Below are 26,087 nucleotides of genomic sequence, written 5' to 3'. Positions count from 1 at the left end.
GGTTTGGAGAGATTTCATGGCATTATGGGGCGGGCGTTTTTCTACGGGTCCAGATGAGGCGTTTAAACAATTTAACGATTCACTTCCCTTTGATTATCAATTAGCAGAGCAAGATATTATTGGCTCTGTGGCATGGGCGGGGGCGCTTGAACAAGTAAATGTGTTATCTAATATCGAGCATCAAAAACTGGTATCGGCACTTTATGAGTTACTTGAAGAAGTAAAAGCAGATCCACACGCCGTTGCCACCTCAGGGGCTGAAGATATTCACTCACATGTTGAAGTGGCGCTGATTGAAAAAGTCGGTGATTTAGCTAAAAAATTACATACAGGGCGAAGCCGCAACGACCAAGTGGCGACCGATTTTAGACTCTGGTGCCGCGATACCGCCGATCATATTTTAAAGGCAATTGCGCAGCTAAAAGCGGAATTTGTTGCTCTTGCTGAGCGAGAGCTAGGCACAATATTGCCAGGCTATACACATTTACAGCGTGCTCAACCGGTGTTATTTAGTCACTGGTGCATGGCGTATGTGGAAATGCTAGAGCGTGATGAAAGCCGACTGCAAGACGCCCAAGCACGCATGAACTATTGCCCACTTGGCAGTGGTGCGCTTGCAGGCACTGCCTATCCGATTGATCGCCATGCACTTGCGCAAGGGTTAGGGTTTACTGGTGCGACCAAAAACAGCCTTGATGGCGTCTCTGATCGTGACTTTGTAGTTGAGCTATTAAGTTGTGCGTCTATTTCCATGATCCACTTATCGCGAATGGCTGAAGATCTGATTTTTTATAACTCAGGCGAGGCCGGGTTTATTGAACTGGCCGATAATGTGACCTCGGGATCATCGTTAATGCCACAGAAAAAAAACCCAGATGCCCTAGAGCTCATTCGTGGTAAAACAGGGCGAGTGTTTGGTGCGTTCAGTGCAATGATGATGACCTTAAAAGCATTGCCACTTGCCTACAATAAAGACATGCAAGAAGACAAAGAAGGTATTTTTGATGCCATGCCAACCTGGCTTGCGTGTATTCATATGGCACAAGCGTGTATTAAGGGCATAAAAGTTAACGCAGATAAAACCTTGGCAGCGGCAAAAGGTGGCCACGCGAATGCAACAGAGCTTGCCGATTACTTGGTTGCTAAAGGGGTTCCGTTTAGAGAAGGGCACCATATTGTAGGGGTTTTAGTGCAATTAGCCATTAGTGAAGGTAAAACGTTAGAAGCGCTTTCACTTGCGCAGTATAAATCAGTAAACCCCGTGTTTGAAGATGATGTATACCCGGTACTTGAAATTGATGCCTGTATTAAAGCACGTCAAGCACTTGGCGGCACCTCATTAGCGCAAGTAAGTAACGCGGTGAAAGACGCGAAAAAAAAACAGCAAATAACCGTTCGTGATGCAACCCTAGATGACGTAGAAGCAATCGCCAAACTCGTACAACACTGGGCTACCGTCGGTGAAAACCTACCACGTGCTAAAAGTGATATGGTGCACTCAATTAATGAGTTTGCTGTAACCGAGATAAACGGGCAGGTGTCGGGCTGTGCGTCATTGTACATTTACGATACCGGATTAGCTGAAATACGTTCGTTAGGTATTGACCCTAAAAGTGCGGTTACAGGGCAAGGGCGAGAGCTGGTTGAGCATTTATTAATAAAAGCCAAAAAATTGGCACTTAATCGTGTCATCGTTTTGACCCGTGTCCCTGGATTTTTTGAAAATCAGCGCTTTAGCTTTTGTAGTAAAGACAGTTTGCCAGAAAAAGTCATGAAAGATTGCGAACTCTGTTTACGCAAAGAAAACTGCGATGAAGTCGCGATGGAATATATGTTAAAGCCAAGTAACAGCATGGCGATCCCTTGTAAAAACGTGGCTTAAGCTCTCCCTAAAATGAAAAACGCACGCTGATCTCGCTGCGTTTTTTTTTGAGTAAAATAAAATGATTTTTAAATTAATATGCTGTTAATTAAAAGTTGGCATACCGGTTGCAATATTATTTTTGTAATGTGCTGTTGAGCCAATTAATTAACATAAGCAACACGTTACAGCAGTTATGTAGTAACTGCCTTAGGTGGTGTGATTTAAATTTGCGCCAATAATAAACTTAATACTTAATACTTAATACTTAATAAGGATTAATCACATGCAAATTTCAGCGAATAACCAAGTACAAATGCAAGCATACAATAAAACGCAACAATTAAAGCCTGCAATCGAACAAACTGCTAGCCCTAAAACCCTGCAATCTGATACAGTCAGTATTTCTCAAGCAGCGATGGCGGCTGCAAGTGGTTCAGACCTTCAGCGTGGTGGGGTCGTAATCGTTCGACCAAAAATTGCGTAATACTATACAGGGTAATAGATGTTTATAACTGAGTTTTTTGGATTTTTTTCGCTGTCAGCGTTTGCCTCTTGGGGTTTTTTGATGGCGTTTTTCTTTAATGCTTTTGTATTTACCCTTGATATAAAAAGAAATACAACCCTATTGCTCAGTTCATTTATAATGATGTTGTCATACACAATATCGAACTATTTTTTTACATGGGTGTCCGTTGAAAATTCAATTTATTTAGACTGGGCGCTTTATGATTACGCCACTATTGTCATACTAGCTTTATCTTTTTTTATTTTAAAAAAAACAACCCCATCTTTTTTGTATCTTATAACTGGTTTAGCACTTAATTCAATTTTTAGCTTATCTATGTATTTGGATATTTACATAAATGAAAATAGGAATGCATGGTTTCTATGGGATTTTTATGCGTTCTCTGTAAATATCATAGATTTTATGATGATTGTAGTTTTAATCGTCGATCGTGATTTACTAGGTCTTCACAGACTGAAAAATAAACTTTTCAAAAAATCAAATCCTCAGCCTGAAAACAACTTTTCATAACCATGTACGTAAGTTACATTTTGAGTGAATATGTAAGCGCATTCATACAGTGGTGCTTTTTGATGGTTTTTCTGTATTGTTTAGTCAAAAGTATAAATACTCCCTATAAATCCTCCGCATATTTAGCTGCAATAATGCTTTGCTCATATGTGCTAAGCGATTATGTATACATATTAAATAATGTATATCTTAATTAGATATTGTACGACTTTTTATCTGTCGCTATTATTATTTTTTTTCATTAAACGCTCAGTAGTAATTCCTCCTGTGCCTGCGTATTTTATAATGATTGGCTTAGCTATAAATAGCTTATTAGTTAGCCTGATTTATTATTATTTACATAAGGTTGGCAATACAGGAGAGTAGTGGTTTTGGAGTTTGTATTCTATGGGTGTCAATATTATTGATTTGTTGATGATAACTATTCTATTTATCAATAAAGACTTTTTAGGCTTAGTGAAGCTTAAAAACACCCTCTTAACCAGCAAGAGCAAAACAACCTAGCGCAATGTAAATATACGCTAGGTAAACGTTTAATGTTTGGTTTTCCCGAGTCTTGACTGCAGTGCTTTCATGACTATAGCATCAACAAACTCACTCACGTCGCCATTATGGCGCGCAACTTCTTTTACAAGCGTTGATGATATAAAGGTATTGCGCTCGGCAGGGGTTAAAAATATGCTTTCTAAGTCAGGGTTTAAACGGCGGTTCATATTTGCGAGCTGAAATTCATAATCAAAATCAGAAACAGCTCTAATGCCTCTAATTAGCACATTTGCGTTATGGTCGCGGGCAAGATCGGCAAGTAGCCCTGAAAAGCCAACCACTTTTACATTGTCTAAATGGCTTAAAAGCTCATGAGCTAAATCAACGCGCTCTTCTAATGTAAAACACGGTTTTTTATTTGGGTTATGCGCAATAGCAACAATAACGGTGTCGAACATTTTAGCCGCACGCTGAATTAAATCAGTGTGGCCGTTGGTAAGGGGATCAAATGTGCCAGGGTAGATTGCGGTCACTTTCATAATAGTTACTGTGTTATTATTTTTAACCCTAGTGTAGCAGTGTTTATGATACAAAGCAGCCTTGTGAGTAAATTGTAAATCACCTAGAGTGTTTTAACGCTGACTATTTGTTTATACTAGGCGGATTATTTTAATGCAGTGTCGCCTTTTTTAAAATTGAGTAGTGAGTATATGAATACCAAGGATAAAATAATTCAAACCAGTATTTCGTTATTTAATGAACATGGTGAAAGAGCAATATCTACCAATCATATTGCATCGAGTTTGGGCATGAGTCCGGGTAATCTTTACTACCATTTTAAAAACAAAGAAGACATTATTCGTCATATATTTGCTCTTTATCGTGAGCATTTAAGCACCCACTTTAAACCAATAAATAAAGACGATGATGCTTTTAGTCATTTAACTGCGTACCTAGATTCATTGTTTGAACTGATGTGGCGTTATCACTTTTTTTACGACAATCTCGGCGATATTTTGGCACGCGATAGCCATTTAAAACAAAGTTATATTGATTTTCAGCAAGAGCTGCTTGAGCAGGTACGTAACATAATACTGGGCTTACGCGACAGTGAAATGATTGCCATTGATGAACAAGATACCATTGAGCTTGCTCATACGCTTAAATTAACAGTCAGTTTTTGGACATCGTATATGAAAGCCAGGCGGTTGAGCGGTTTGTTGGTTGAGCAAGATATTTACCCCGGCATTGTAAAAGTGCTGACATTATTTAAAGCATACAGCACTGATAAAAGCAGATGTAAAATTAATCAGTTAACAGAAGAGTACCGACTTTTAGCCTCTGCGGTTCCTTTGAATCCTTAGCCCCGTTGGGTCGGTTAGTTCCTAGGCATGCATTTTTTTGCTATACTGCGCGCGCCCAATACTTGGGCGCGCGAATTCCCGCAGTCTAAGAGTTAAATTATGCTTAAATTTATCGTCAAACTACATCCTGAAATAGTCATTAAAAGCCGTTCAGTGCGTAAACGTTTTACTAAAGTGTTAGAAAATAACATTAAGATTGTATTGCGTCGTGTTGACGAAAAAGTTCAAGTGCATAACAACTGGGATAACATTTCAGTCGTTACAAAGCTAGATGACGCCCAAACCCGTCTTAATTTCATTGATAGCTTGCAGCGCGTCCCCGGGATAGTGCAGTTTATTGAAGTAACCGAAATAGAATTTAAAACGCTTGATGATATTTATCAAAAAACCATTGAACTGGTTGGTCACACTATTGTTGGTAAAACTTTTTGTGTGCGCGCCAAGCGTATAGGTCAGCACAATTTTACTTCAACAGAGTTAGAGCGTTACGTTGGTGGTGGGCTTAATCAACATGTTGAGGGGGCGCGCGTAAAACTAAGCCGCCCAGAGGTGACTATTCGTCTAGAAATTAAAGATGAAAAAGCCTACATTGTTTCGCAAACACATTTAGGTATGGCGGGCTTTCCACTGCCAACACAAGACGATGTGCTGTCATTGATGTCGGGTGGCTTTGACTCGGGCGTTGCTAGTTATCAAATGATCCGTAAGGGTGCGCGCACGCACTTTTTATTCTTTAACTTAGGCGGCGCAGCTCACGAAATTGGCGTTAAACAGGCAAGTTACTACCTATGGAAGCAATACAGTTCAACGCACAAAGTTAAGTTTATTACCGTTGATTTTGAACCCGTGGTTGCAGAAATTTTAGAGAATATTGAAAACAGCCAAATGGGTGTTGTGCTTAAACGTATGATGATGCGCGCAGGCAGTGTCGTTGCCGAAAAACTAAATATTCAAGCTTTAGTGACTGGTGAAAGTATTGGTCAGGTATCTAGTCAAACACTAGCGAATTTAAGCGTGATTGATAGGGTAACCGACACCCTGATTTTACGCCCCCTTATTCAGCATGACAAACAAGAAATTATTAATATTGCGCGCCAAATAGGCACTGCAGAAATGGCTGAAACCATGCCAGAATACTGTGGGGTGATCTCTAAAAAGCCGACAGTTAAAGCTAAAATTGAAGTAATTAAAGCAGAAGAAGAAAAGTTTGATTTTGATGTTTTAGACACCGTAATCGATAACGCCCGCGTTATGGATATACGCGATATTGATGTTGAAGCTAAGCAAGAACTCAAAGAAGCAGAGTCAGTTACACAACTACCTAAAGGGGCTGTTGTTGTTGATATTCGCTCACCTGAAGAAGAAGATGCCGCACCGCTGGAAATTGAAGGTATCGAAGTTATTCATTTACCGTTTTTCCGCTTAGCAACAAAGTTTGGCGATTTACCTAAAGGCAAAGACTATTATTTATATTGCCAAAAAGGAGTAATGAGCCAGTTACAAGCGCTTATTCTTCATGAAGAAGGTTTTACCACGGTTAAGGTATATCGTCCTTAATTTATTAAGTGCGCGGATTTAGTCCGCGCTTTTTTTTGCTAAAATCTCAGCAAGTAAGGCGTCATTATAAGGTGTTGCAATGTGATGTTGTTTTCCTTGTTCACTAATATACCCACAGATTGCCATGATCTCAGTTTGCCTATTGTGCATAACATCTTGTTGCATAGACGAGTAATTTTCCGCGGTCAAACTCATTACTTTATAGGCACGCTCAAGCGCATCAATAAGCTTAATGTTGAGTTTAAGAGCCTTTGCAACATAACACCCCTCGGTTAATAAATTAATAATTGCGCTGTTGTATTGTGGTGCACGTAACTGGCCATTTTTTATGTTGTAATGCGCGGTTAATGGATTTATGGCTATATTAACCAGTAACTTCTCAAAACGGAGTTGTTCAATATTATTGCTGATAATTAACTGCGGAATAGCGTTTAATTGCTCACGCAGTTTATGGCTATTTTCAATAGCCAGCGCGTTACAGCCACCCAATACGCTTTGCCCATTGCCCGTATGCTGGACTATATTAGGGTTTGATTTGAACCCTGCCATGCTGGTGGTTAAAAAGTACAGTGCTTGCTGCTTTTTTAGTTGTGCACTTAATTGTTCAACATTACCCATGCCATTATGGCTAAGCACAATATGGGCATTACTGGCTAAATAAGGGTGTACATGTGCAAACGCCGCTTGTACCGCAAATGCTTTTACCGCAAATAATACAATATCAAATTGAGCTTTGTGCGCTAACTGCTGTTGAGTGATGAAAGTGGCATTGATTTTTTCAGATGCATTATTATTATGGCTATAAAAACGCGTATTAATTGTGCCTTTTCGGGTCAGTACATAAACAGTGTGATGCCTAGCTAAAAAATGACTAAATAATAAGCCCATAGCGCCATCACCAATAACAAGTAAGTTAGCCATTTTGATTATTTTTACGCATTTTTAATAAAGGTTTAGCTAAAAAGTAGCTAGCTGCGCCAATAAAATCGGCAATGAAATCGGCCAGCGATGCTTGCCTGTATGGTAGCGTATCTTGCATAATCTCTATGGCCGCGCCGTAACCTGCGAGTAGCAGTATTTGTGTATATAAAGGGAGCTTAAACGCTTTATCCATGATCATGGCTAACAAAAAGAAAATACCAAAGTGTGCCACTTTATCAACATGGGGAAATAGGTTCGTCACACTCCCTTTAACTTCTTTTGCGAATAAAAAAGTAAATGCAACAATACAAATCAGAAAAATAGCTTGGTAAACACGCCTTGCCACGAAAAATCCTAAAGTCGTATAAAAAAGAATCCTCAGTATATCAAACTAATTTAGTATCGCACCTGAACAAGATGCAGAAAAATGTAAAGATTTATCATTTTAACGTTATAATTGCCGCATAAAATTAAGATTAGATAGTTAGGAGAACGCCATGCCTTCATTTGATATTGTATCTGAAGTAGAAATGAACGAAGCAAAAAACGCGGTTGATAACGCCAACCGTGAACTTGAAACGCGATTTGATTTTAGAGGCGTTGATGCCTCAATAGAGCTAAACGATAAAACAATTAAATTAAAAGCTGAAGCCGATGCTCAGGTTATGCAATTGTTTGATATTTTAGCGAACAAAATCTCTAAGCGTGGGATGGATGTGGCAAGCCTTGAGCTACAAGATATTTCACGCGCAGGTAAAAATGTGTTTCGAAACGTTGCTCTTAAACAGGGTATCGAAAAAGACATGGCTAAAAAAGTAGTTAAAGCCATTAAAGATTCTAAAGTAAAAGTACAAGCGGCTATTCAAGGTGAAGAGGTTCGTGTTACTGGCAAAAAACGTGATGACTTACAAGAAGCTATGCAAGTTGTACGCACGGCAGATTTAGGTCAGCCATTTCAGTTTAAAAACTTCCGTGATTAATTTATTGCTTCGAACTTGGCACTATAGGCGCTAAGTTCAAAGGAACATGTATAAAGCCAAACACGTTATATTGTTTGGCTTCTCTATTTTAGAATGTATGATAGTTCCGAACTCCGAACTCCGAACTCCGAACTCCGAACTCCGAACTCCGAACCCCGAACCCCGAACCCCGAACCCCGAACCCCGAGCTTATAGATGTATAGCCGTCTATTGACTTTTATGCTTAAAATAACCACAATAGCGGCCTGTTTTCAAGGTGCTTGCTAAACACTTCAATGGTGTGATTTTTTTAGCAAGATAATCGGGAAGTTGGTGCGTTTTCATTGACGAAATCAATCCCAACACTGCCCCCGCAACGGTAAAGTTTATCCTTACGGTAACTGAGTCCGGAGACCGGCCTTGAATTAATCTTACTTACTAACATCTTTGCGGTGGGCAAAGGTAGGGGACATGATGTTAAATAAAACCGCACTGGGTGTGGCCATTTCGGCTGCGCTGTCTTTTTCTGCATCTGCAGAGCAACCAATCGAAACAATAACAGTAACTGCTAATAAATTTGAGCAACCTGTGAATAATGTATTAGCGAGTGTAAACGTTATAAACCGTAGTGATATTGAGGCCAGTAATGTTCGCGATTTACCCACTTTATTAAACTCATACGTTGGTTTTCAAATTAACCCTAATGGTGGTTTTGGACAAAATGCCGGCGTATCATTACGTGGAATGGGATCGGGCGATACCTTAATTTTAATTGATGGGGTGCGTACCGGCTCTGCAACGCTTGGTCAAAAAGCACTGAGTAACGTGCCTTTAAATAGCATTGAACGTATCGAAATTATTAAAGGCTCACGAGCCGCGGTTTACGGCTCTGATGCATTAGCGGGTGTTATTAATATTATTACTCGCGAAGCGAATAACTTATCGCTTGATGTCACTTTTGGTTCAGACGCTTACCAAGATTATCAAGTGGCAGGCGCGGTTAAATCCGGCGATGTAACTACTGCATTTAATGCAGGCTTTGAAAAAACCGATAACTTTGACGTACTTCAAGGTGTAGCTTCGGATGACGATGGTTATGAAAATAAAAATGTTGGCTTTAAAGTAAATTATACACAGAGTAATTACGGTAGTTTTAAGTTGTTAGGTCAATACAGCGAGGGCTTTGCTGATTATGATAGTCCCTCTAGTCCGGCCGATAGCACGATTGAACGCAATGACTTTAAAAATTATCAATTGTCTGCTGGTTGGAATAAAAACTATAACAACCAAACGCACAGTATTGATATTGCTTTTGCAACCGATGATTCAGGCAACGATTATGTTGATGCGACAAAAGGGCCTACAACAAGTACGTTTATTACTAAACGTTCACAGATTGACTATAACGGACAATACCGTTTCAGCGACACCTTAAATTTTAGCGGGGGTGTTAATTGGTATAACGACGATGTATCGCAAAGTTCAATTATTTTTGAAGTGCAAGAGCGTGATGTGCTAGCTGTATTTGCTGGGGCATATTATAACTCAGATGCACTGCTTGCAAATTTAACAGTTCGTCAAGATGATGATGAACAGTTTGGCGATGAAACAACTTATACAGCCGCTGCAGGTTATCATTTATCTAACAACGCGACATTTCGTTTAAGTCAAAATACGGGCTTTAAAGCACCTACATTTAATGATTTATATTACCCACTATATGGTAATCCAGATCTTCAGCCAGAGACGTCGGTAAATCGTGAGCTGGGTCTGAATGTTGACTTTGAAACTGCACGTGTAGATGTGGCCGTATTTAGAAATGAGATTAAAGATCAAATTGCCTACGATACTAATTTCTCACTGACCAATATTAATGAGGCACGTTATGAAGGGATTGAGGTGAGCTTTGCAAACCAAATTTTTGGCTTTGATAATAATCTTAATTTTGCTTATTTAAGTGCCGAAGACAAAGAAACTGGCGAGGCTTTAAGAAATGTGGCCAGACGCACGTTTAGCTGGGAGCTTAAAAGGCAATTTGGTGGGTTTGACGCACGTATTGATATGCAATATCGCAGCGACCGTCAGGGAGTTGTAACACATTTAGGTTCTTATACACTTTGGAATTTAGCGGGTAACTACCAAGTAAACGAACAAATTACAGTATCCCTTCGTGTAGAGAATTTATTTGACAAAGACTATAACGTGATAGATTCTCACCTAGACTCTACAACGACAGAAGTATATTACTATAATGCGCCCGAACGCCGGTTTTTTGCAGGTGTAAATTACCAGTTTTAATTACTAATACGATATTAATTAATATACAAAAGCCCGATTTAAATCGGGCTTTTTAATACATTACTTATCTAAAAACTCTTCAAACTCAGTTTCAAACTTATGCAGCTTAGGGGCAATTAAAATACTACAATAGCCTTGCTCGGGGTTTTCATTGTAGTAGTCTTGATGAAAACTCTCAGCAGGGTAGAAGGTTGTTGCTGGGCTGAGCTCTGTTACTATCGGTTCGCTAACATGTGTTTGCAGCGCAGCAATAACAGCTTGCGTTTGCGCTTGTTGCTGCTCATTGTGGTAATACACAACGCTGCGATACTGAGTGCCAATGTCGTTACCTTGGCGATTTAATTGAGTGGCATCGTGCAGAGTAAAAAACATCGCGAGTAAGGTTTCAAAACTTATAATACTCGAATCAAACTCAACCCTAACCACTTCTGCATGGCCGCTGTTACCCGTGCAAATGACTTTGTAGGTTGGGTTATCAATATGCCCACCCGTGTAGCCAGAACAAACGCTCAGTACACCGTTAACACGTCTAAATGCTGCATCAATGCACCAAAAACAGCCGCCGCCGAGTGTTGCTGCTTGTGTGGTCGAACTCATAGATAGTTCCTCAATTGTATGGAATGCGCGCATCAAATATGACGCAGTAGCAACTAGTTACGACGCCTTGAGTCACTTAGATCTCTTTTTGCGGTTTTTCAGCGGCTTGTTTATCAAGTTTTTGTTGTAAAAACTCTGGTGATTGTGTATTGCGTGCAAGTGCGTAATACGCGGCTGGTACCACAAACAATGTGAGTATGGTTGCAATAGTCACACCTGTAAATACCACCACACCAATAACCATGCGGCTTTCCGAACCCGGGCCTGAGGCCAGCACTAAAGGCACGGCGCTCATAACTGTGGTTAGTGAAGTCATTATTATCGGGCGCAAACGCTGTGTAGCGGCTTGTAAAATTGCCTCACTAAACTCCATGCCTTTGTCGCGTAGTTGATTAGTAAACTCAACGATAAGGATACCGTTTTTAGCACTTAACCCGATAAGCATAACAATGCCTATTTGGCTGTATATGTTAAGGGTTAGTCCCATACTCCAAAGTCCAAACATAGCCCCCATTAAGCCAAGTGGTACGGTTAGCATGATAACGAGTGGGTGTACAAAACTTTCAAATTGAGCGGCAAGTACTAAGAAGGTCACCGTTAAGGCCAGTACAAACACATAGGTCATGGCAGAGGCGCCCTCATAAAACAGCTCCGACTCACCTTTATAAGCAATCGCACCATCAATATCGTTTTCCTGTGCGGCAACTTCATTTAAAAAGTTTAACGCTTGCTCTAATGTATAACCCTCTGCAAGGTTAGCGCTTAGCGTAATTGCACGCATACGGTTGTAACGATTTAAGCGCGAAGCAGTTGCTTCCTCTTTTAAGCTAATAAGGCTATCAAGAGGAACAAGTTCACTGCTGCGTGATTTAAGATAAATGTTTGAAATATCAGTAGGATTGACAAAGTCTTCTTTGGTTCCTTTTAATATTACATCGTACTCTTCACCACGATCGATAAAAGTGGTTACCCTACGTTGCCCTAGCATGGTTTCTAGGGTTCGGCCTACATCGGATAGCGAAACGCCTAAATCGGCGGCCTTGTTTTTATCAATACTGACTAAAAATTGTGGGAAGGTTTCTTTGTAATCATGATCAATACGAACAAGCCCTGGGTTTTTCTCGGCGCGCTCAATGATTCTATCGCGCCAATCTGCAAGTTGTGCATAATCGTTACCTTGTAATACAAACTCGATGGGGCGCGATGATCCGCCACCGCCAATACCTCTGCGCATAATGGCAAAAGCACGCACATCAGTGACTTCTTGCATTTTGCCACTTATTTCATCCATGACTTCCCATGTTGAGCGTTTGCGTTTATCCCAATCAGCCATTCCGACAATAGCAACACCGCCACTGCCACCCCAGCCAGGCACGCGAACTAACACACGACTAAGCTCGCCAGATTCTGAGTAAGGCATCAAGCGCTCTTCAATTTTTGCCATGTTAGCAGCATTATTCTCATAACTGGCTCCTTCAGGGCCATTCATTAGCACAAAAAATGTACCGCGGTCTTCTTTTGGGGTTAATTCCGATGGTATTTGTAAAAATAATGAGTAACTAACAAATCCAGCTAGCACTAAACACAGCATTAAGCCCCATTTACGGGTCATGTTTGACGCTAAAGAATGACGGTATCCATTTTCTAATTTTGTGAAAAAGCGATCCATGACTTGGCTAAACTTACTTTCTTTTTCTGAGGCTTTAAGTACTTTTGAACACAGTGCCGGAGAAAGAGTCAGTGCCGTTATACTGGAGAAAAACACCGCAGCACTGACCGCCATTGCAAATTCTGTAAATAGTGCGCCAATTCGCCCATCCATAAAAACCAATGGCACAAATACCGAAATTAGCACTAGCGTAGTGGCGATGATTGCAAAACCAACCTCGCGTGCACCGCGATAAGATGCAAGTAAAGGCGGCTCACCAAGTTCAATACGCCGGTGAATGTTTTCTAGCATGACAATGGCGTCATCCACCACCAAGCCTATTGCCAATACCAGTGCCAGTAATGTTAATAGGTTAATTGAATAGCCCATTGCTAATAAAAACATAAAACTGCTGACTAAAGCGACCGGTACAGTGACCGCAGGGATAAGAGTGGCACGAATGTTACCTAAGAATATGAAGATAATTAGTACGACTAATCCCATAGAAATTGCTAAGGTTTTATAAACCTCGTTAATCGACTCCTTAATAAATATTGAAGAGTCGTAACTGTCTTCTATGGTGGTACCTTGTGGTAAATTGCGTTTAATTTTTTCAAGTTCACTGCGTGCGTTATCTACCACAGTTAAAGTGTTGGCCTTGGCTTGCTTGACTATGCCCATGCCTATCATGTTGCGGCCATTACCCCGAAATAAACTTTCGTCATCGGCGGCTTCTAATTTAACGTCGGCTACTTCACCTAAACGCACCAAATAGCCATCTTCGCCTCGCTTTATAACAAGGTTATGAAAATCTTGTTGGCTTTTGTAACTGCGTGCGGTTCGTACAGTAAAGTCACGATCGACCGATTCAATTTCACCCGCAGGAAGCTCCACATTTTCACTACGCAGCGTTTGCTCTATATCGCTCGATGTTATGCCTCTTGCTGCCATAGCTTGACGGTTTAGCCATACTTTCATAGCATATTTACGCTCACCGCCAATACGTACATTAGATACACCATCAACAACAGCTAAACGGTCCACAATAAAGCGCTGTGCATAATCAGAAAGTTGTAATGAATCCATAGTTTCACTATTAAGTACAAACCAAGCAATCGGGCTGTCATCACTGTCTGATTTTGATACTTCCGGCGGGCGAACTTGCTCAGGAAGGCTATCGAGTGCACGTGCTACTCGTTCACGCACATCATTTGAGGCTGCGTCTATGTCTCGGTTGATATTAAACTCAATGGTAATATTTGAGCGACCGTTTCGGCTCGACGAGTTAATACTTTTAATCCCTTCAATGCCTGATATACGATTTTCGATAACTTGGGTTATTTTAGTTTCAATGATTTCCGCTGATGCACCTGTGTATTCGGTGCTAATATTAACAATAGGTGTTTCAATATCAGGATACTCACGCAGCGGCAGCATGCTAAAAGCGACCAGACCAAAAGTGAGTAACAGTAAGTTAATAACAATCGCAAAAACGGGGCGTTTAACGCTAGTATCGGTAATTTTCACGTGTTACCCCTTAACGCTAACTTTGCTACCAGAGCGAATTTTAATAATTCCCTCGGTTACTATTTGCTCGCCATCGTTTAGCCCACTGTCTATAGCTACCCAGCCATTATTTCTACTGGCCACATGTACTTCAACACGCTTGGCGATACCATCTTCAATTTGAAAAACATAGTGTTTATCTTGTAATGGGATAATGGCTTTTTCAGGCACCATAAGTGCTTGATTGCTGCTTAGTTCTAATGCGGTATTAAGTAACATTCCCGGACGCAGTAAACCAGATTTGTTTGCAAAACTGGCGGTAACTTCGACACTGCGTGTCACTGAGTCGATGCGCGAACTAATATGAGTTACTTTACCGCTAAACGTTTGATCTGGGTAAGCGTCATTTTGAGTGATAACCGTCATGCCGTTTTTCAGTTGAGCCAGGTATTTTTCAGGTACTTTAAAGTCAACTTTAATAATGCTTATGTCATCAAGGGTGGTAATAATCGTACTGTTATTAACATAAGCGCCTACTGATATTTCTCGTTTTCCCAATAACCCAGAAAAAGGCGCGGTAATCGTCATTTCATTAAGTTTGGTTTTAGCGCTTTCTAATTGTGCTTCGGTGGCATCAACCCGAGCGAGTTGTTCTTCAAGCAACGATTTTGCTGTAGCCTGTGATCGAGAAAGTTCGGTGAGCCTAGCTAATTGACGTTTTTCTTCTTGTAAATTAATGCTAAGTTCTTTAATGGCAAATTGTTCTTGCAGGTTTTGCAATTGCACTAATTTTTGCCCTTTACTGACTAAATCGCCGTCTTCAAAGTAAATACTAGTGACATAATCGTTTTGAGCGCTTTTGATATAAATAGCCTGATTAGCACGGGCACTGCCGATAGCCTCAATCATAATCGCATTTTCTTGCGATTTTACGGTGTGAGCCGTAACTTGGGTTGTCGTTGGTGAGTAATCAGCTTGTTCGCCCTGCGATACTGGAAAATATAAATAAACACTAAATATTATTAGCAACGAAATAATAAATGGAAATAAGGCTTTACCTGATTGTCTTGAGTACATTGTTTTCATACCTGAAAATAGATTATAACCATTGTACGAAATCAGGAGAAAAAAAGGCGGTTATGTATCTCGTTAATTTGTGCGTTAGGCGTAAAAATAAATAATACTATTGCAAATAGGGTCGATAATGGGAATAACTAAGTGAATTTTAAAACCACATGCAAAAGCTGTTTAATGTTAAGAAGGTTGGTATTGTGGGCTATTATTATGTTTATATTCTACATGGCGTTTTTTCAGTATGGTTGATATAAAAAATACAACCCTTAAATACCGAGCTCAAGGTGCTAAAAATGGTATAGAAATACTCACTGTGGGAAGTATCGGGTTAATTTTCATTATGGTGTTTAACCTATTGCGCCCAGGTCACATCAGTATTATTGAGATTTTTTTAGTAAGTTTGTGTATTGCAGCTATTTTAATCGGTTTTTTAAAAACACAGGAACCTTTTTATAGTATCATTTTAACTGAGCAGCAATTAACATATCAGCATAAATATGGACATTGGGATTTGATTCAAGAAAATTTTCACCATTGTGGTATTCCTACTGTTGAAAATGGGGTTGATTACCTTGAGCTTAACGCGATTGGTATTAAACTAAATGATATAGATGCGTTTTTAACTGCTTTAGCACCAAGAATAGCGGGTAAATTATTGATAGAGCAGCGACATTTTTTTATGCAAGTTGTTCAAAAAAATTGCAAAAATGGGCATTGCCCATCACAATGGTTAGTTGAAGATAATAAATTTAGGTCAAAAAAAGGAATTGATTATAATGGGCTAATAGCAATGTTTGCTAATAGAGCCAAGCATCTTCAGCTTCTAACAGGGTATGACTTATTATTGCCCGCAAGTGCGATAGAAAGTGATATTTGGGAATTTAGCGCAAACTTAAATAAATGGAAGCGCAATCCCTCTGCGTTTATAAAGTCGCAGTTTGAATAATATAATCACTCACTGCGGAATTAGGAATAATTATGAGCCAAGATAGATCTTTTATTAAAAGTGGCCGAAATACCATAATACACAAAGACAGAAAGCTAGATTTAGTGATTGTTAATGGTGACGATCATCCTCGAATCAAAGTAACAGGTCATGGCCTTGAGCCATTTAAAGAAGAGCTGCCAAAAAATCGTCGCGACGCTAAAGAGCGTTATTTAGATGTCGTTTATATAACGAGTGCCGATGTGTTTAGTGAAGAAAAACAATTATTATTTGTTCAAGCATTAGATGGCCGCGAATATAAAATAGATTATAGTAAAATTGGCACTAGATTGTTTGTGCGTATTCATCAAGATAGTTACATGTAGCCGTACTTTGGCACTTTTTTTGCTTGTTTATCTTTTTAGATAATTTTAAAAGACAAGGGTGCTGTGTATGAAAGCAATGTCGTTAATATCGCTGATGTCATGTTTGCTTTTAGCAGCATGTGGAGGGGGAGGTGGCGCAAATAATGATGTTATTAAAACGTCTGTATTTGCAGGAAACGATGTTCAAATCGTAGAAAAATCAGAATTCACTATTGCTGCGAAAGGCTCTCCCGTTGATGGAACATTTACATGGCAACGAGTCAGCGGCCCTATAATAGATACTTTTCCGCTTGAAGGCGCTGAACACACTCTGACCGCGCCAGATGTGAAATCTGACAGCGAACTAGTATTAAGGGTGAGTTATCAAACTGTAGATGGAAGTTTAGTGACCGATGACTTGAGCGTTTATATTACCTCTAACAATCAAATCCCTATTGCAGTTGTTACTCAGATTGCTCCTGCAAATTTACCCTCAGTCTATAACGACATTGTGACTCTTAGCGGTTTAGAGTCAATCGATCCAGACGAAAATGGTGAAGTCAGCAGTTACTTATGGCAATTATTATCAGGGCCTGACTTAGCAATAGGCAGTTATATCAATCCAACGCTTAACTTCCCTCATCCACTTTTAGAAAATAACAGCAGTTTAAAATGGCAGCTCACTGTTACTGATGATGAAGGCGGGGTGTCAACATCGCACTATGATATGACCCTTGATAAAACAGCAAAGGTGATAATTGCCAATGCAGGCGCTGATCAAACAGTAGAAGAGTTTGATCAGGTTATTTTAGATGCAACCAAAAGTGAAGCAGCAACCGAGCCTTATCAGTGTCAGTGGCAGCAACTTAATGGTAACACAGAGGTTCTTGCGAATTCACAATCTTGCATAACCAGCTTTGTTGCCTCTGATATTGATTTAAATGCGACTTTGAGCTTTGAAGTTCAAGTTATGGACTCAAAAGGACGCACTGATACCGATACTGTATTTATTGATGTAACACCTAAAGCGCTTGGGTTAATTAACGATACAGGGGTTGGGGAGTGTTATAATAATACCCAACGAATTAATTGTAATAATGATGATTTTCCTGCTCAAGATGCTGAGCTTGGACGAGATAGCTTTGCTAATAGGTTAGGCAAAGTAGGCAAAGGTAATCTTGCCTTTGACTACACTAAACTCGATGAGTTTGCTGATGAACTATTAGATGACGCCCAAAATTTCAGTTGTATACGAGATAATACAACGGGCCTGGTTTGGGAAGTAAAAAGTCCTTATTCCGGCGTGTTACCTAACACCACACTGCGTGATGGGCAAAATCGCTATATTTGGCAAGGCACGGTTAACAGTGCTGATGTAACTGGAACGGCTAATACCACATGCCCCAGCAATGTTGATTGCGGGCTGCAAACCTATATTGATGAAGTCAATGCACTTGATTTTTGTGGTGGCAGTAACTGGCGTTTACCTAGTTACACTGAGTTATTAAGTTTAATTGACTACGGTAAACAAGGGCAAAATACATTAATAGATACTGCCTTTTTTCCACATACACCACCGGCTAATACTCTAAAACATTTACGTTATTGGACCTCGCAAACAGCGGTTGATGGCGGCAGTTTATCGCAAGCTTATATCATCGACATGAGTAATGGTAACGACTTAGCTTATCCAAAAAATAATACCGCTTATGTGCGCTTAGTTAGAAATCGTTAAGGGGATTGTGATGAAATTTATTAAGATTTCTGTGTTATTTGCTGTAGGATTGAGCTCATCACTGGCAGCCCAACAGTGTTATGAAGAAGTTGGGACTACAGACGACACGGAACGATTTGCAACTAACATAGATGGCACTGTATTAGATATTGAAACAGGGCTAATGTGGCAGCGTTGTAATTATGGGCAAGTTTACAATGGCCAAACAAACAGTTGCGATGGTGAAACCCAGTCATTGAATTGGCAGGCTTCGCTCAAAGGCGCGCTTGACGATACCACCGCAGGGTATAATGACTGGCAAGTCCCTAATATTAAGGAATTGGCCAGTATTGTTGACCATCGTTGTGTAGAACCAAGTATTGATGAAAGCGTATTTTTGGCAACTAAATTACAAAATTATTGGTCTAATACCTCAGGTATTAACAATATGAATTCGGCATGGGTTTATCAGTTTGCCAGCGGTTTAAACAGCTTGCATGCTAAAACAAGCAACGTGTATTTACGCCTAGTGCGTTATGAAAAATAACGGTAACGGATAAAAATCTGCCCCCAAATTCTCTGTTTTACAGTATTTTTATATTAAAGCCTGAATGTAGTTGTCACTCAGGCTCTTTTTTTGACATGATAGAGCGTGAATTAACGACCAAGGACTATTAAGGTGTATTTAAGCTATTTTGGTTTACAAGAAAAGCCATTCTCAATTTCGCCTAATCCCCACTATTTATTTTTAAGTGAGCGTCATAAAGAAGCGTTAGCGCATCTTACTTATGGGTTAGGTGAAGATGGTGGTTTTGTGCTGTTAACCGGTGAAGTGGGCACGGGTAAAACCACCATAACGCGCAGTATGTTAGAGCGCCTACCTGAAAACACCCAAGTAGCGATGATCCACAATCCCGCTTTATCTGAGCTAGAGTTGCTAGCCAGCATTTGTGATGAGCTAAAAATTAGTGCTGATGTGCAAAATCCAACGCTGAAAAGTTTAACGGATGTCATTAAAAAGCAGCTTGAATTTAATAATAAAGCAGGTGGTCATACTATTTTAATTATTGACGAAGCTCAGCTACTTGCCCCCGACGTGCTCGAACAGTTACGGTTATTAACCAATATTGAAACAAATCATAAAAAATTATTACAGATAGTATTAGTCGGTCAGCCTGAATTACAGCTGCTTTTGAAGCGCAACGAGTTAAGGCAATTAGCACAGCGAATTACTGCCAGATACCATTTGTTAGCGCTAACCGAGGGGCAAACCATTGCCTATATTCAACACCGATTGCACATAGCGGGCTGCGATGAAAAAATTTTTTCAATGCAAGCCATGCAAATGGTGCATCAGCTCACCGGCGGTGTGCCACGATTAATGAATCTTGTTTGTGAGCGCGCGTTAGTGGGGGCTTTTTCTAAACAACAAAAGGTTGTTGGCAGTGATATTGTTAAGCAAGCGGCGAGTGAGTCTTTACCTATCGACTTTATTGCAACCAATAACAAGCCTCACAAAACTCGGTTTATTTGGCCTTATGCTGTTGCTGCGTTAACGCTTTTTAGTGCAGGGATTGGCCTGTCATTTGTTTTTTAGTTAGGTGATTCATGTCTTATTTATTAGATGCATTAAAGCAGTCAAAACACGATACCATGAGCGCAGAGCAGTATGACTTACAAGCGCAAAAATTAAAACAACAGCGTCAGTTGATGACTTATCGTCGCATTAGCTTTTTACTTGCAGGAAGTTTATTTGCAACGGGTATATTGGCCAGTGGTTTTTTTGTTGGTGAGTGGTTACAAAAAGAAAACATAGAAATAAAAAATGATGTTGTTCAAAATGATGTTGTTCAAAATGATGTTGTTCAAAATGATGTTACTGAAAAAAAGTCAGCATCAGTTGTAGAAAAAACCGTTAACGCTGAGGAAGAACAAACGGCTGTTCACGCTGTGATAACCCCTCAAGCAACGCCCGCGCTTAACAGTATCCCTGCTTTAGCTGGGCAGCTAGTATATGTACAAACCCCAACGGGTGTGCAGCAAATGCTGCTTACGCCCCAAGGGCAGTATTTATCTATGAACACTAATCAGGCTATTCAGGGGCAAACGCAAAATTATTCAGCTCAAAATAACCCTGTATCAGGTTTGCAATCTTTATCTGTTCAGCCGCAACTGGCGCAAACTCAAACCACAAAAAAAACACTCAGTGCTGATGAGTTGAGTAAATATAAAATATTAGGTAAACCGCTTAATCAAAATGTGCCTGAGCAGCAAGCATCGCCAACTGAACTTAATACTGTGGCTAACCCCCTTAAAAATGCGTTTGCGCAAGCTGTTAATGACACTGAGGCCGCAGCCAACTACGAAGTAACTCAAGGCTCCTATCATTCATCACGCGTGCAGCCTGTAGAGCTATTGCCCGACGGTTTGCAAAGTATGTTACCGAGCATTAAGTATCAGGCGCATATTTATTCTTCAACTGCGGATAAGCGTTGGATAAAACTCAACGGCAGAGAGTTATACGAGGGGGAGTCCATCGGGGCGCTGAAAGTGCTAGAAATAACGCCCGATCAGAGCGTACTTGATTTTGATGGTTATGAATTTAGCTTAAAAGCATTGCAGGATTGGCCGCAATAGTGGCCAATTAATTAAAAATAGAGTGCTTATAAAAGCCCTCTAAGTCTATGTTGTATTCTTTTGGTTTTACTGCTGATTCGAGGGTGTCTTGGGTTCTTTTATTTGATAAATCGATATCTTTAACTTCAATGTAACGCCCATGTTTTGCATTAAAAAACGTTTTTACAACTGGTTTTAATGGGCTGGCGGGGTTACTTTGGGTCACTAGCCCCACTTTTTGGCTAGACAGTTTCACGAGTGTACCTACAGGATGAATGCCAATACACCGAATAAACTTGTTAAGTAGTTCAGCGTCAAAGCTGTCTGGGCAACCTTGTTTTAATATTTTAAATGCTTTAATCGGCTCCATGCCGGCTTTGTATACACGCTCTGCTGTGAGCGCATCGTAAACATCAACAATTGAGGCCATACGAACGTACTGGCTTATTTCATCGCCTTTTTTACCAAAGGGGTAGCCTTTACCGTCTAAGCGCTCATGGTGCATGCCCGCAATATCAACGGCTATTCCTGTTAATCCTGCGTCCTCTAAAATTTCTTTACTGAAAAGGGCATGATTTTGCATCACTTTAAATTCTTCATCACTGTAGCGACCTGGTTTATTTAAAATAGCGTCAGGTATTTTTATTTTTCCCATATCATGTAACAGGGCACCGGTTGCAAGTTGTTCAATGATTGGTTTTTCAATATCAAGGTGTTTTGCAAAAATACTCATCAAAATAGACACATTTATTGAGTGCTCTAATAAATAAGCGTCTTTTTGGCGCATTTGAGTAATACAGGCAAGTGCATCTTGGTTTCTAAATACTGAGTCTATAAACCCGCTAGCCAGCTCTTTAAAGGGGGCAACATCCACAGTTTTGCCAGATTCTATATCGCCAAATGCTTTTTTTTGCAGATTTTTTGCTTCATCGTACAGCTTTTTAGCTTTACTCATTTCTTGTTCAGCGCTGTGGGTTATTGACCAAGGGTTGCGCTTTTTGTCTTCAATTTTTATATTTTGAGGAAGTTGTTGCTCAGAACCTTCAGGGTAAAACATTTTATCTGGGTCGATTTCAACCTCTAAAATCCCTGATTTTATTAATTTATTAATGCCGCTTTGTGTTTTTACCCAGCCTTGGTTTTTTATTTTAATGCTGCCGGTTTGTTTAATTACCTTTTGTACAAACATGCCAGGCTTTAGCTGTGTAATAGTAATGGTTTTCAAATTAGGCTCTAATTAACAAGTGCTAATAAAGAATCTAACAAATAAATTCACATTTAGAAATAAAAAAAGACATCAAATTGATGTCTTTTTTGTTACTCGATAATTATATTTTATTCATCATCTTCAACAAGCGTCATTAATGAGGTGTTACCCCCTGACGCGGTTGTATCAATACTGATTGTTTTTTCAGTAATAAGGCGCTTAATAAGCGTATCGTAATACTCGGAGCTTATCACTGGCAGTATTGCACCTTTACGTTGTGCAAGCTGTTGGCTGAAGTAGCCTAAGCGAGAAGAACGCGCAGCAACGACCGCCCCTGCTAAATGAGGGTGCGCTAATAAAGCCTGTAACTGGTTTGGTTTAGCTACTTGGAACACGCCTTCAGCAACACCGGTTGCAATAAATTTATCTTTAAAGGCAACCGCTTCCTCATAAAATATTTCAGACGCTACAGTGATTACCGTATTACCTGCGGCAAGTGCAGTAATAATCGATAGTGCCCAGAAGTTAAACGAGGTGCTCTTATCGGCATAACAAACCACACAGCCACGCGCTTCAAGGTGCAGTGTATTCGACTCACCGGTAGGCCCAGGTAATGTTGTGTATTTACGCATGTGCTTTTCTAAGCGGTTTAATTGCGCCCGTGCATCGGCAAGCGTTAAGGCTAAATCATCCGCAAGGTCGTCAATAATTTCAACCGTTGCCACTTTTGCCAATAACTGACGTACTGCAGAAACACGATCGTTAAGTGGTGTTGCACGCCAAATTTTTTCGTCGCGCATTGAATTAACCATCAGTTTTTCTACTTGCTCATTTGCCCCACTGTAATGGTGTAAATCAAGCTCGTCTGGCGTAAGGTTGGTCATTTGCACATTTTCTGGTGAAGCTTTTTCTTTCACTAAACGTTGCAGATAGTTTGGTCCACCGGCTTTAGGGCCAGTACCAGAAAGTCCACGGCCACCAAACGGTTGCACACCAACAATCGCACCAATCATATTACGGTTAACGTACACATTACCCGCACGCGACATTTTAGCTAAATATTCACAACGTTCTTCAATACGTGAGTGAATACCCATTGTTAGGCCGTAACCAGTATTGTTTATTTGATCAACAACGCTATCAAGCTCTTTCGCTTTAAAGCGAATAACATGAACACATGGGCCAAACACTTCACGTTTTAATACTGATAAGTCTTTAATCTCGTATAAACGAGGGGCAAAGAAAAATGCGCCATTTTCACTGTTATCAGGGATTTTACATTCATAATGCAATGTTGCATTACCCTTTAAATACTCAACGTGCTCGTTAAGCGTTTTCAATGCTTTTTCGTCTATTACAGGCCCTACATCAGTAGAGAGTAATGAAGGGTCGCCAATGTGTAACTCAGCCAGTGCGCCTTTAAGCATTTCAATGATGCCGTCAGCCACATCTTCTTGAATAAATAAAACACGAAGGGCTGAACAACGCTGACCCGCACTTTGAAAGCCAGAGCTAATAACGTCGTCAACAACCTGCTCAGGAAGCGCTGTTGAATCAACAATCATACAGTTTTGACCACCAGTTTCTGCAATTAATGGCACTTGAAAATCATTACGTGCCGCTAATGTTTGCGAGATAAGCGTGCCAGTTTCAGTTGAACCTGTAAACATCACCGCTTGAATGCGCTCATCAGGGACAATGGTTTTACCTACTTCGCTGCCACGAGCAATCACAGGCTGTACAACATGCTCTGGTAAGCCAACAGAGAGCATTAACTCAATGGCACGCAGTGCAATTAAGCTTGTTTGTTCTGCGGGTTTTGCAATAACCGTGTTACCAGTCACAATTGCTGCAGCTACTTGGCCTAAGAAAATAGCCAGTGGGAAGTTCCATGGGCTAATACATAAAATAACGCCACGCGCTTCAAAGCGTTCATCTTGCGCAAGTTCTTCAGCACGGGCTGCGTAGTAACGGCAAAAATCAACCGCTTCACGTACTTCGTCAATGCCATCTTGTGCTACTTTACCCGCTTCTTTGATACAGATGGCAACAAGTTCATCGTGATGGCGCTCTAAGATGTCGGCAACACGACGTAATAAGTTTGCCCGCTCTTTTATTGGCGTTTGTGACCATGACTCAAATGCGGCATCAGCGTTGGCGAGCAACACCTTCATTTCGTCGCTATTTTGTAACTTAACATGGCCAATAATTTCTTTATGGTTTGCAGGATTTTTCACTGCCAGTGCACCTTCTGGCACTTGGCTTTGATTAATTAAGTGTTCTTCAAACCAGGTATCTAAATTTTCTTTAAATGGCGTAATAACGTTAATATCTGTTAAATCCATACCTTTTGAGTTAGCGCGTTCTTCTCCGTACAAATCAATCGCCATTTTTATTTGCGTATTGTATTTGTTACGTAAGCCTTGCAGTGTTTCAACAGGGTCTGGTAGTAATGCTTCTACTGGTTGCGTGGTATCAACAATGGCGTTTACGAAAGATGAGTTAGCCCCATTTTCCAATAATCGACGTACAAGATAAGCAAGTAGGTCTTCATGTTGGCCTACCGGCGCGTATACGCGACACTGAATTTTTTCTTCATTAACGATTTGGTCAAATAAAGATTCACCCATACCGTGAAGTCGTTGAAATTCAAAACCGTGGTTATCCCCTTTAGCCACTTCTAAAATAGTCGCTGCGGTGTAGGCATTGTGAGTTGCAAATTGCGGATATAATACATCACGTGCCTCAAGCATTTTAATTGCACACGCTTTGTATGATACATCGGTGGTTGCTTTACGTGTAAACACAGGGAAAAAATCTAAGCCATCTTGTTGTGTGGTTTTAATTTCTGTATCCCAGTATGCACCTTTTACCAAACGCACCATCATTTTACGACCCACACGATTTGCAAGGTCGGTTAGCCACTCAATCACAAAAATAGCGCGCTTTTGATAAGCTTGAACCGCTAAGCCAAAGCCTTGCCAATCACCAAGATCTTTATCGCTAAATACCGCTTCAATAACATCTAAAGAAATATCTAAACGGTCTGCTTCTTCTGCATCAACAGTAAACCCGATGTCATATTTTTTAGCAGCAAGGGCAAGCTCTTTCAGTTTAGGTACAATCTCTTCCATGACACGCTTTCTATGAGTAAATTCATAGCGTGGATGAATAGCCGATAATTTAACTGAAATACCTGGACTTTTTATTGGACCGCGGCCATTTGCCGCTTTACCAATGGCATGAATGGCGTTCATGTAGCTATCAAAGTAACGCTGGGCGTCTTTCATTGTACGCGCGCCTTCGCCTAGCATATCGTATGAATATACATACCCTTTTTTTTCTGTATCGGCAGCACGCTCAATTGCTTCGTTAATGGTCCGCCCCATTACGAATTGCTTGCCCATAATTTTCATTGCAAAATTTACAGACTTGCGAATAACAGGTTCACCTAAGCGGCCAATCGTCTTTTTGAGCATACCAAACTGTTGCTCTTTGGTTTTATCGTTATAGTTAACCATTTTACCGGTTACTAATAATCCCCAAGACGAGGCATTAACGAATAAAGAGTCACTACTTCCTAAGTGAGAGCTCCAATCGCCATTAGCTAATTTATCACGTATTAATGTTTCTTGAGTTGCTTTATCAGGAACACGAAGCAGTGCTTCGGCTAAACACATTAATACCACACCTTCTTCACTCGAGAGTGAAAATTCATTTAACAGCGCATCAACGCCACTTTGACCGTCTTGGTCTTTGCGAATATTGTGCACCATTTGGCGAGCTCTTTCCCATGCACGACTTCGTGCTTTAACACCGACTTCAGCAAGTGGTAAAATATGATCAATAACCGCATTTTCATCAATACGGTAAAAGTCACGAATTCTTTGTCTGATTGGACAAGTCGTTGTTAAATCGCCATTGAATAACATAAGCAACCCTCAAGAGTG

At 40.3% G+C, this 26,087-nt stretch carries 21 protein-coding genes and 1 riboswitch; of the genes, 13 read left to right on the top strand and 8 right to left on the bottom strand.

All coding sequences use genetic code 11. The annotated features are described in order from the left end of the window. The first annotated feature begins 16 nt into the window (after positions 1-16). The 3 genes from argH (at position 17) to AC6H44_RS11330 (ending at position 2,900) form a co-directional block, all read left to right on the top strand. Entirely contained in the window at positions 17-1,882 is a 1,866-nt protein-coding gene (gene argH, locus AC6H44_RS11340; RefSeq protein WP_500735578.1) for an argininosuccinate lyase, read from the top strand. Positions 1,883-2,147: 265 nt separating this feature from the next. Next, positions 2,148-2,348 (top strand): hypothetical protein, encoded by a 201-nt coding sequence (locus AC6H44_RS11335; protein WP_500735577.1) that lies wholly within the window; start codon positions 2,148-2,150, stop codon positions 2,346-2,348. 18 nt (positions 2,349-2,366) lie between these two features. After that, positions 2,367-2,900: a hypothetical protein gene (locus tag AC6H44_RS11330; RefSeq protein WP_500735575.1), complete on the top strand. Its 534-nt coding sequence runs from the start codon at positions 2,367-2,369 to the stop codon at positions 2,898-2,900. Between the two features lie 533 nt (positions 2,901-3,433). Here the strand turns inward: AC6H44_RS11330 and coaD are convergent. Then, a complete protein-coding gene (coaD, locus tag AC6H44_RS11325) occupies positions 3,434-3,925 on the bottom strand; it encodes a pantetheine-phosphate adenylyltransferase (protein WP_500735574.1) in 492 nt (163 codons plus the stop codon). 171 nt (positions 3,926-4,096) lie between these two features. Between coaD and AC6H44_RS11320 the strand changes: the two genes are divergently transcribed. Together AC6H44_RS11320 and thiI are read left to right on the top strand one after the other, a co-directional pair. Further along, positions 4,097-4,750 (top strand): TetR/AcrR family transcriptional regulator, encoded by a 654-nt coding sequence (locus AC6H44_RS11320; protein WP_500735573.1) that lies wholly within the window; start codon positions 4,097-4,099, stop codon positions 4,748-4,750. Positions 4,751-4,849: 99 nt separating this feature from the next. After that, positions 4,850-6,307 carry a tRNA uracil 4-sulfurtransferase ThiI gene (thiI, locus tag AC6H44_RS11315; RefSeq protein ID WP_500735572.1) on the top strand — a complete coding sequence of 486 codons (1,458 nt, stop codon included), beginning with the start codon at positions 4,850-4,852 and terminating at the stop codon, positions 6,305-6,307. Between the two features lie 18 nt (positions 6,308-6,325). Here the strand turns inward: thiI and AC6H44_RS11310 are convergent, their stop codons facing one another. Then, positions 6,326-7,228 carry a ketopantoate reductase family protein gene (locus AC6H44_RS11310; RefSeq protein ID WP_500735570.1) on the bottom strand — a complete coding sequence of 301 codons (903 nt, stop codon included), beginning with the start codon at positions 7,226-7,228 and terminating at the stop codon, positions 6,326-6,328. Next, positions 7,221-7,574, bottom strand: a complete 354-nt coding sequence (locus AC6H44_RS11305; RefSeq protein WP_500735569.1) for a VanZ family protein — start codon at positions 7,572-7,574, stop codon at positions 7,221-7,223. The genes AC6H44_RS11310 and AC6H44_RS11305 overlap by 8 nt, the downstream gene beginning before the upstream one ends. Before the next feature lie 151 nt (positions 7,575-7,725). On the opposite strand from AC6H44_RS11305, the gene AC6H44_RS11300 reads away from it, so the two are divergent. Together AC6H44_RS11300 and AC6H44_RS11295 are read left to right on the top strand one after the other, a co-directional pair. Continuing rightward, positions 7,726-8,208 (top strand): YajQ family cyclic di-GMP-binding protein, encoded by a 483-nt coding sequence (locus AC6H44_RS11300; RefSeq protein ID WP_500735567.1) that lies wholly within the window; start codon positions 7,726-7,728, stop codon positions 8,206-8,208. Positions 8,209-8,458: 250 nt separating this feature from the next. Further along, a riboswitch (cobalamin riboswitch) is annotated at positions 8,459-8,613 on the top strand. Positions 8,614-8,661: 48 nt separating this feature from the next. Next, complete coding sequence (locus tag AC6H44_RS11295; RefSeq protein ID WP_500738427.1) at positions 8,662-10,485, top strand: TonB-dependent receptor domain-containing protein; 1,824 nt, start codon at positions 8,662-8,664, stop codon at positions 10,483-10,485. Positions 10,486-10,545: 60 nt separating this feature from the next. Here the strand turns inward: AC6H44_RS11295 and msrA are convergent, their stop codons facing one another. From msrA to AC6H44_RS11280, 3 genes are all read right to left on the bottom strand, one after another. Further along, positions 10,546-11,082 carry a peptide-methionine (S)-S-oxide reductase MsrA gene (msrA, locus tag AC6H44_RS11290; RefSeq protein WP_500735566.1) on the bottom strand — a complete coding sequence of 179 codons (537 nt, stop codon included), beginning with the start codon at positions 11,080-11,082 and terminating at the stop codon, positions 10,546-10,548. A 76-nt stretch (positions 11,083-11,158) separates the two neighbouring features. Then, positions 11,159-14,257 (bottom strand): efflux RND transporter permease subunit, encoded by a 3,099-nt coding sequence (locus tag AC6H44_RS11285; RefSeq protein WP_500735564.1) that lies wholly within the window; start codon positions 14,255-14,257, stop codon positions 11,159-11,161. Positions 14,258-14,260: 3 nt separating this feature from the next. Beyond that, positions 14,261-15,313 (bottom strand): efflux RND transporter periplasmic adaptor subunit, encoded by a 1,053-nt coding sequence (locus AC6H44_RS11280; RefSeq protein ID WP_500735562.1) that lies wholly within the window; start codon positions 15,311-15,313, stop codon positions 14,261-14,263. A 238-nt stretch (positions 15,314-15,551) separates the two neighbouring features. On the opposite strand from AC6H44_RS11280, the gene AC6H44_RS11275 reads away from it, so the two are divergent. From AC6H44_RS11275 to AC6H44_RS11250, 6 genes are all read left to right on the top strand, one after another. Then, the gene (locus AC6H44_RS11275) at positions 15,552-16,256 is read left to right on the top strand and encodes a DUF2982 domain-containing protein (protein WP_500735561.1); all 705 of its coding nucleotides are present in this window, start codon (positions 15,552-15,554) and stop codon (positions 16,254-16,256) included. 32 nt (positions 16,257-16,288) lie between these two features. After that, positions 16,289-16,621: a hypothetical protein gene (locus AC6H44_RS11270; RefSeq protein WP_500735559.1), complete on the top strand. Its 333-nt coding sequence runs from the start codon at positions 16,289-16,291 to the stop codon at positions 16,619-16,621. Positions 16,622-16,688: 67 nt separating this feature from the next. Next, positions 16,689-18,335 (top strand): Lcl C-terminal domain-containing protein, encoded by a 1,647-nt coding sequence (locus tag AC6H44_RS11265; protein WP_500735557.1) that lies wholly within the window; start codon positions 16,689-16,691, stop codon positions 18,333-18,335. A 10-nt stretch (positions 18,336-18,345) separates the two neighbouring features. Continuing rightward, complete coding sequence (locus tag AC6H44_RS11260) at positions 18,346-18,861, top strand: Lcl C-terminal domain-containing protein (RefSeq protein WP_500735555.1); 516 nt, start codon at positions 18,346-18,348, stop codon at positions 18,859-18,861. 132 nt (positions 18,862-18,993) lie between these two features. Continuing rightward, positions 18,994-19,911 carry an ExeA family protein gene (locus AC6H44_RS11255; protein WP_500735553.1) on the top strand — a complete coding sequence of 306 codons (918 nt, stop codon included), beginning with the start codon at positions 18,994-18,996 and terminating at the stop codon, positions 19,909-19,911. An 11-nt stretch (positions 19,912-19,922) separates the two neighbouring features. Then, positions 19,923-20,951, top strand: a complete 1,029-nt coding sequence (locus AC6H44_RS11250; RefSeq protein ID WP_500735552.1) for a general secretion pathway protein GspB — start codon at positions 19,923-19,925, stop codon at positions 20,949-20,951. A gap of 7 nt (positions 20,952-20,958) precedes the next feature. Here the strand turns inward: AC6H44_RS11250 and AC6H44_RS11245 are convergent, their stop codons facing one another. Both AC6H44_RS11245 and putA read right to left on the bottom strand, forming a co-directional pair. Beyond that, on the bottom strand, positions 20,959-22,155 hold the full coding sequence (locus AC6H44_RS11245; protein WP_500735550.1) for a cyclic di-GMP phosphodiesterase: 1,197 nt from the start codon (positions 22,153-22,155) through the stop codon (positions 20,959-20,961). 110 nt (positions 22,156-22,265) lie between these two features. Continuing rightward, positions 22,266-26,069: a bifunctional proline dehydrogenase/L-glutamate gamma-semialdehyde dehydrogenase PutA gene (gene putA / locus AC6H44_RS11240; RefSeq protein ID WP_500735549.1), complete on the bottom strand. Its 3,804-nt coding sequence runs from the start codon at positions 26,067-26,069 to the stop codon at positions 22,266-22,268. Positions 26,070-26,087 lie beyond the last annotated feature (18 nt).

The sequence above is a fragment of the Pseudoalteromonas sp. TAP-3C genome (assembly GCF_059888565.1).
Note: the sequence above shows the minus strand (reverse complement) of the source record. Positions and strands in the feature narration are given on the sequence as shown.

What these genes read in the sequence shown, in the direction of transcription:
- argH (WP_500735578.1), top strand. Translation starts at nt 17, where the DNA reads ATGGCATTATGGGGCGGGCGTTTTTCTACGGGTCCAGATGAGGCGTTT.
- AC6H44_RS11335 (WP_500735577.1), top strand. Translation starts at nt 2,148, where the DNA reads ATGCAAATTTCAGCGAATAACCAAGTACAAATGCAAGCATACAATAAA.
- AC6H44_RS11330 (WP_500735575.1), top strand. Translation starts at nt 2,367, where the DNA reads ATGTTTATAACTGAGTTTTTTGGATTTTTTTCGCTGTCAGCGTTTGCC.
- coaD (WP_500735574.1), bottom strand. Translation starts at nt 3,925, where the DNA reads ATGAAAGTGACCGCAATCTACCCTGGCACATTTGATCCCCTTACCAAC.
- AC6H44_RS11320 (WP_500735573.1), top strand. Translation starts at nt 4,097, where the DNA reads ATGAATACCAAGGATAAAATAATTCAAACCAGTATTTCGTTATTTAAT.
- thiI (WP_500735572.1), top strand. Translation starts at nt 4,850, where the DNA reads ATGCTTAAATTTATCGTCAAACTACATCCTGAAATAGTCATTAAAAGC.
- AC6H44_RS11310 (WP_500735570.1), bottom strand. Translation starts at nt 7,228, where the DNA reads ATGGCTAACTTACTTGTTATTGGTGATGGCGCTATGGGCTTATTATTT.
- AC6H44_RS11300 (WP_500735567.1), top strand. Translation starts at nt 7,726, where the DNA reads ATGCCTTCATTTGATATTGTATCTGAAGTAGAAATGAACGAAGCAAAA.
- AC6H44_RS11295 (WP_500738427.1), top strand. Translation starts at nt 8,662, where the DNA reads ATGTTAAATAAAACCGCACTGGGTGTGGCCATTTCGGCTGCGCTGTCT.
- msrA (WP_500735566.1), bottom strand. Translation starts at nt 11,082, where the DNA reads ATGAGTTCGACCACACAAGCAGCAACACTCGGCGGCGGCTGTTTTTGG.
- AC6H44_RS11280 (WP_500735562.1), bottom strand. Translation starts at nt 15,313, where the DNA reads ATGTACTCAAGACAATCAGGTAAAGCCTTATTTCCATTTATTATTTCG.
- AC6H44_RS11275 (WP_500735561.1), top strand. Translation starts at nt 15,552, where the DNA reads ATGGTTGATATAAAAAATACAACCCTTAAATACCGAGCTCAAGGTGCT.
- AC6H44_RS11270 (WP_500735559.1), top strand. Translation starts at nt 16,289, where the DNA reads ATGAGCCAAGATAGATCTTTTATTAAAAGTGGCCGAAATACCATAATA.
- AC6H44_RS11265 (WP_500735557.1), top strand. Translation starts at nt 16,689, where the DNA reads ATGAAAGCAATGTCGTTAATATCGCTGATGTCATGTTTGCTTTTAGCA.
- AC6H44_RS11260 (WP_500735555.1), top strand. Translation starts at nt 18,346, where the DNA reads ATGAAATTTATTAAGATTTCTGTGTTATTTGCTGTAGGATTGAGCTCA.
- AC6H44_RS11250 (WP_500735552.1), top strand. Translation starts at nt 19,923, where the DNA reads ATGTCTTATTTATTAGATGCATTAAAGCAGTCAAAACACGATACCATG.
- putA (WP_500735549.1), bottom strand. Translation starts at nt 26,069, where the DNA reads ATGTTATTCAATGGCGATTTAACAACGACTTGTCCAATCAGACAAAGA.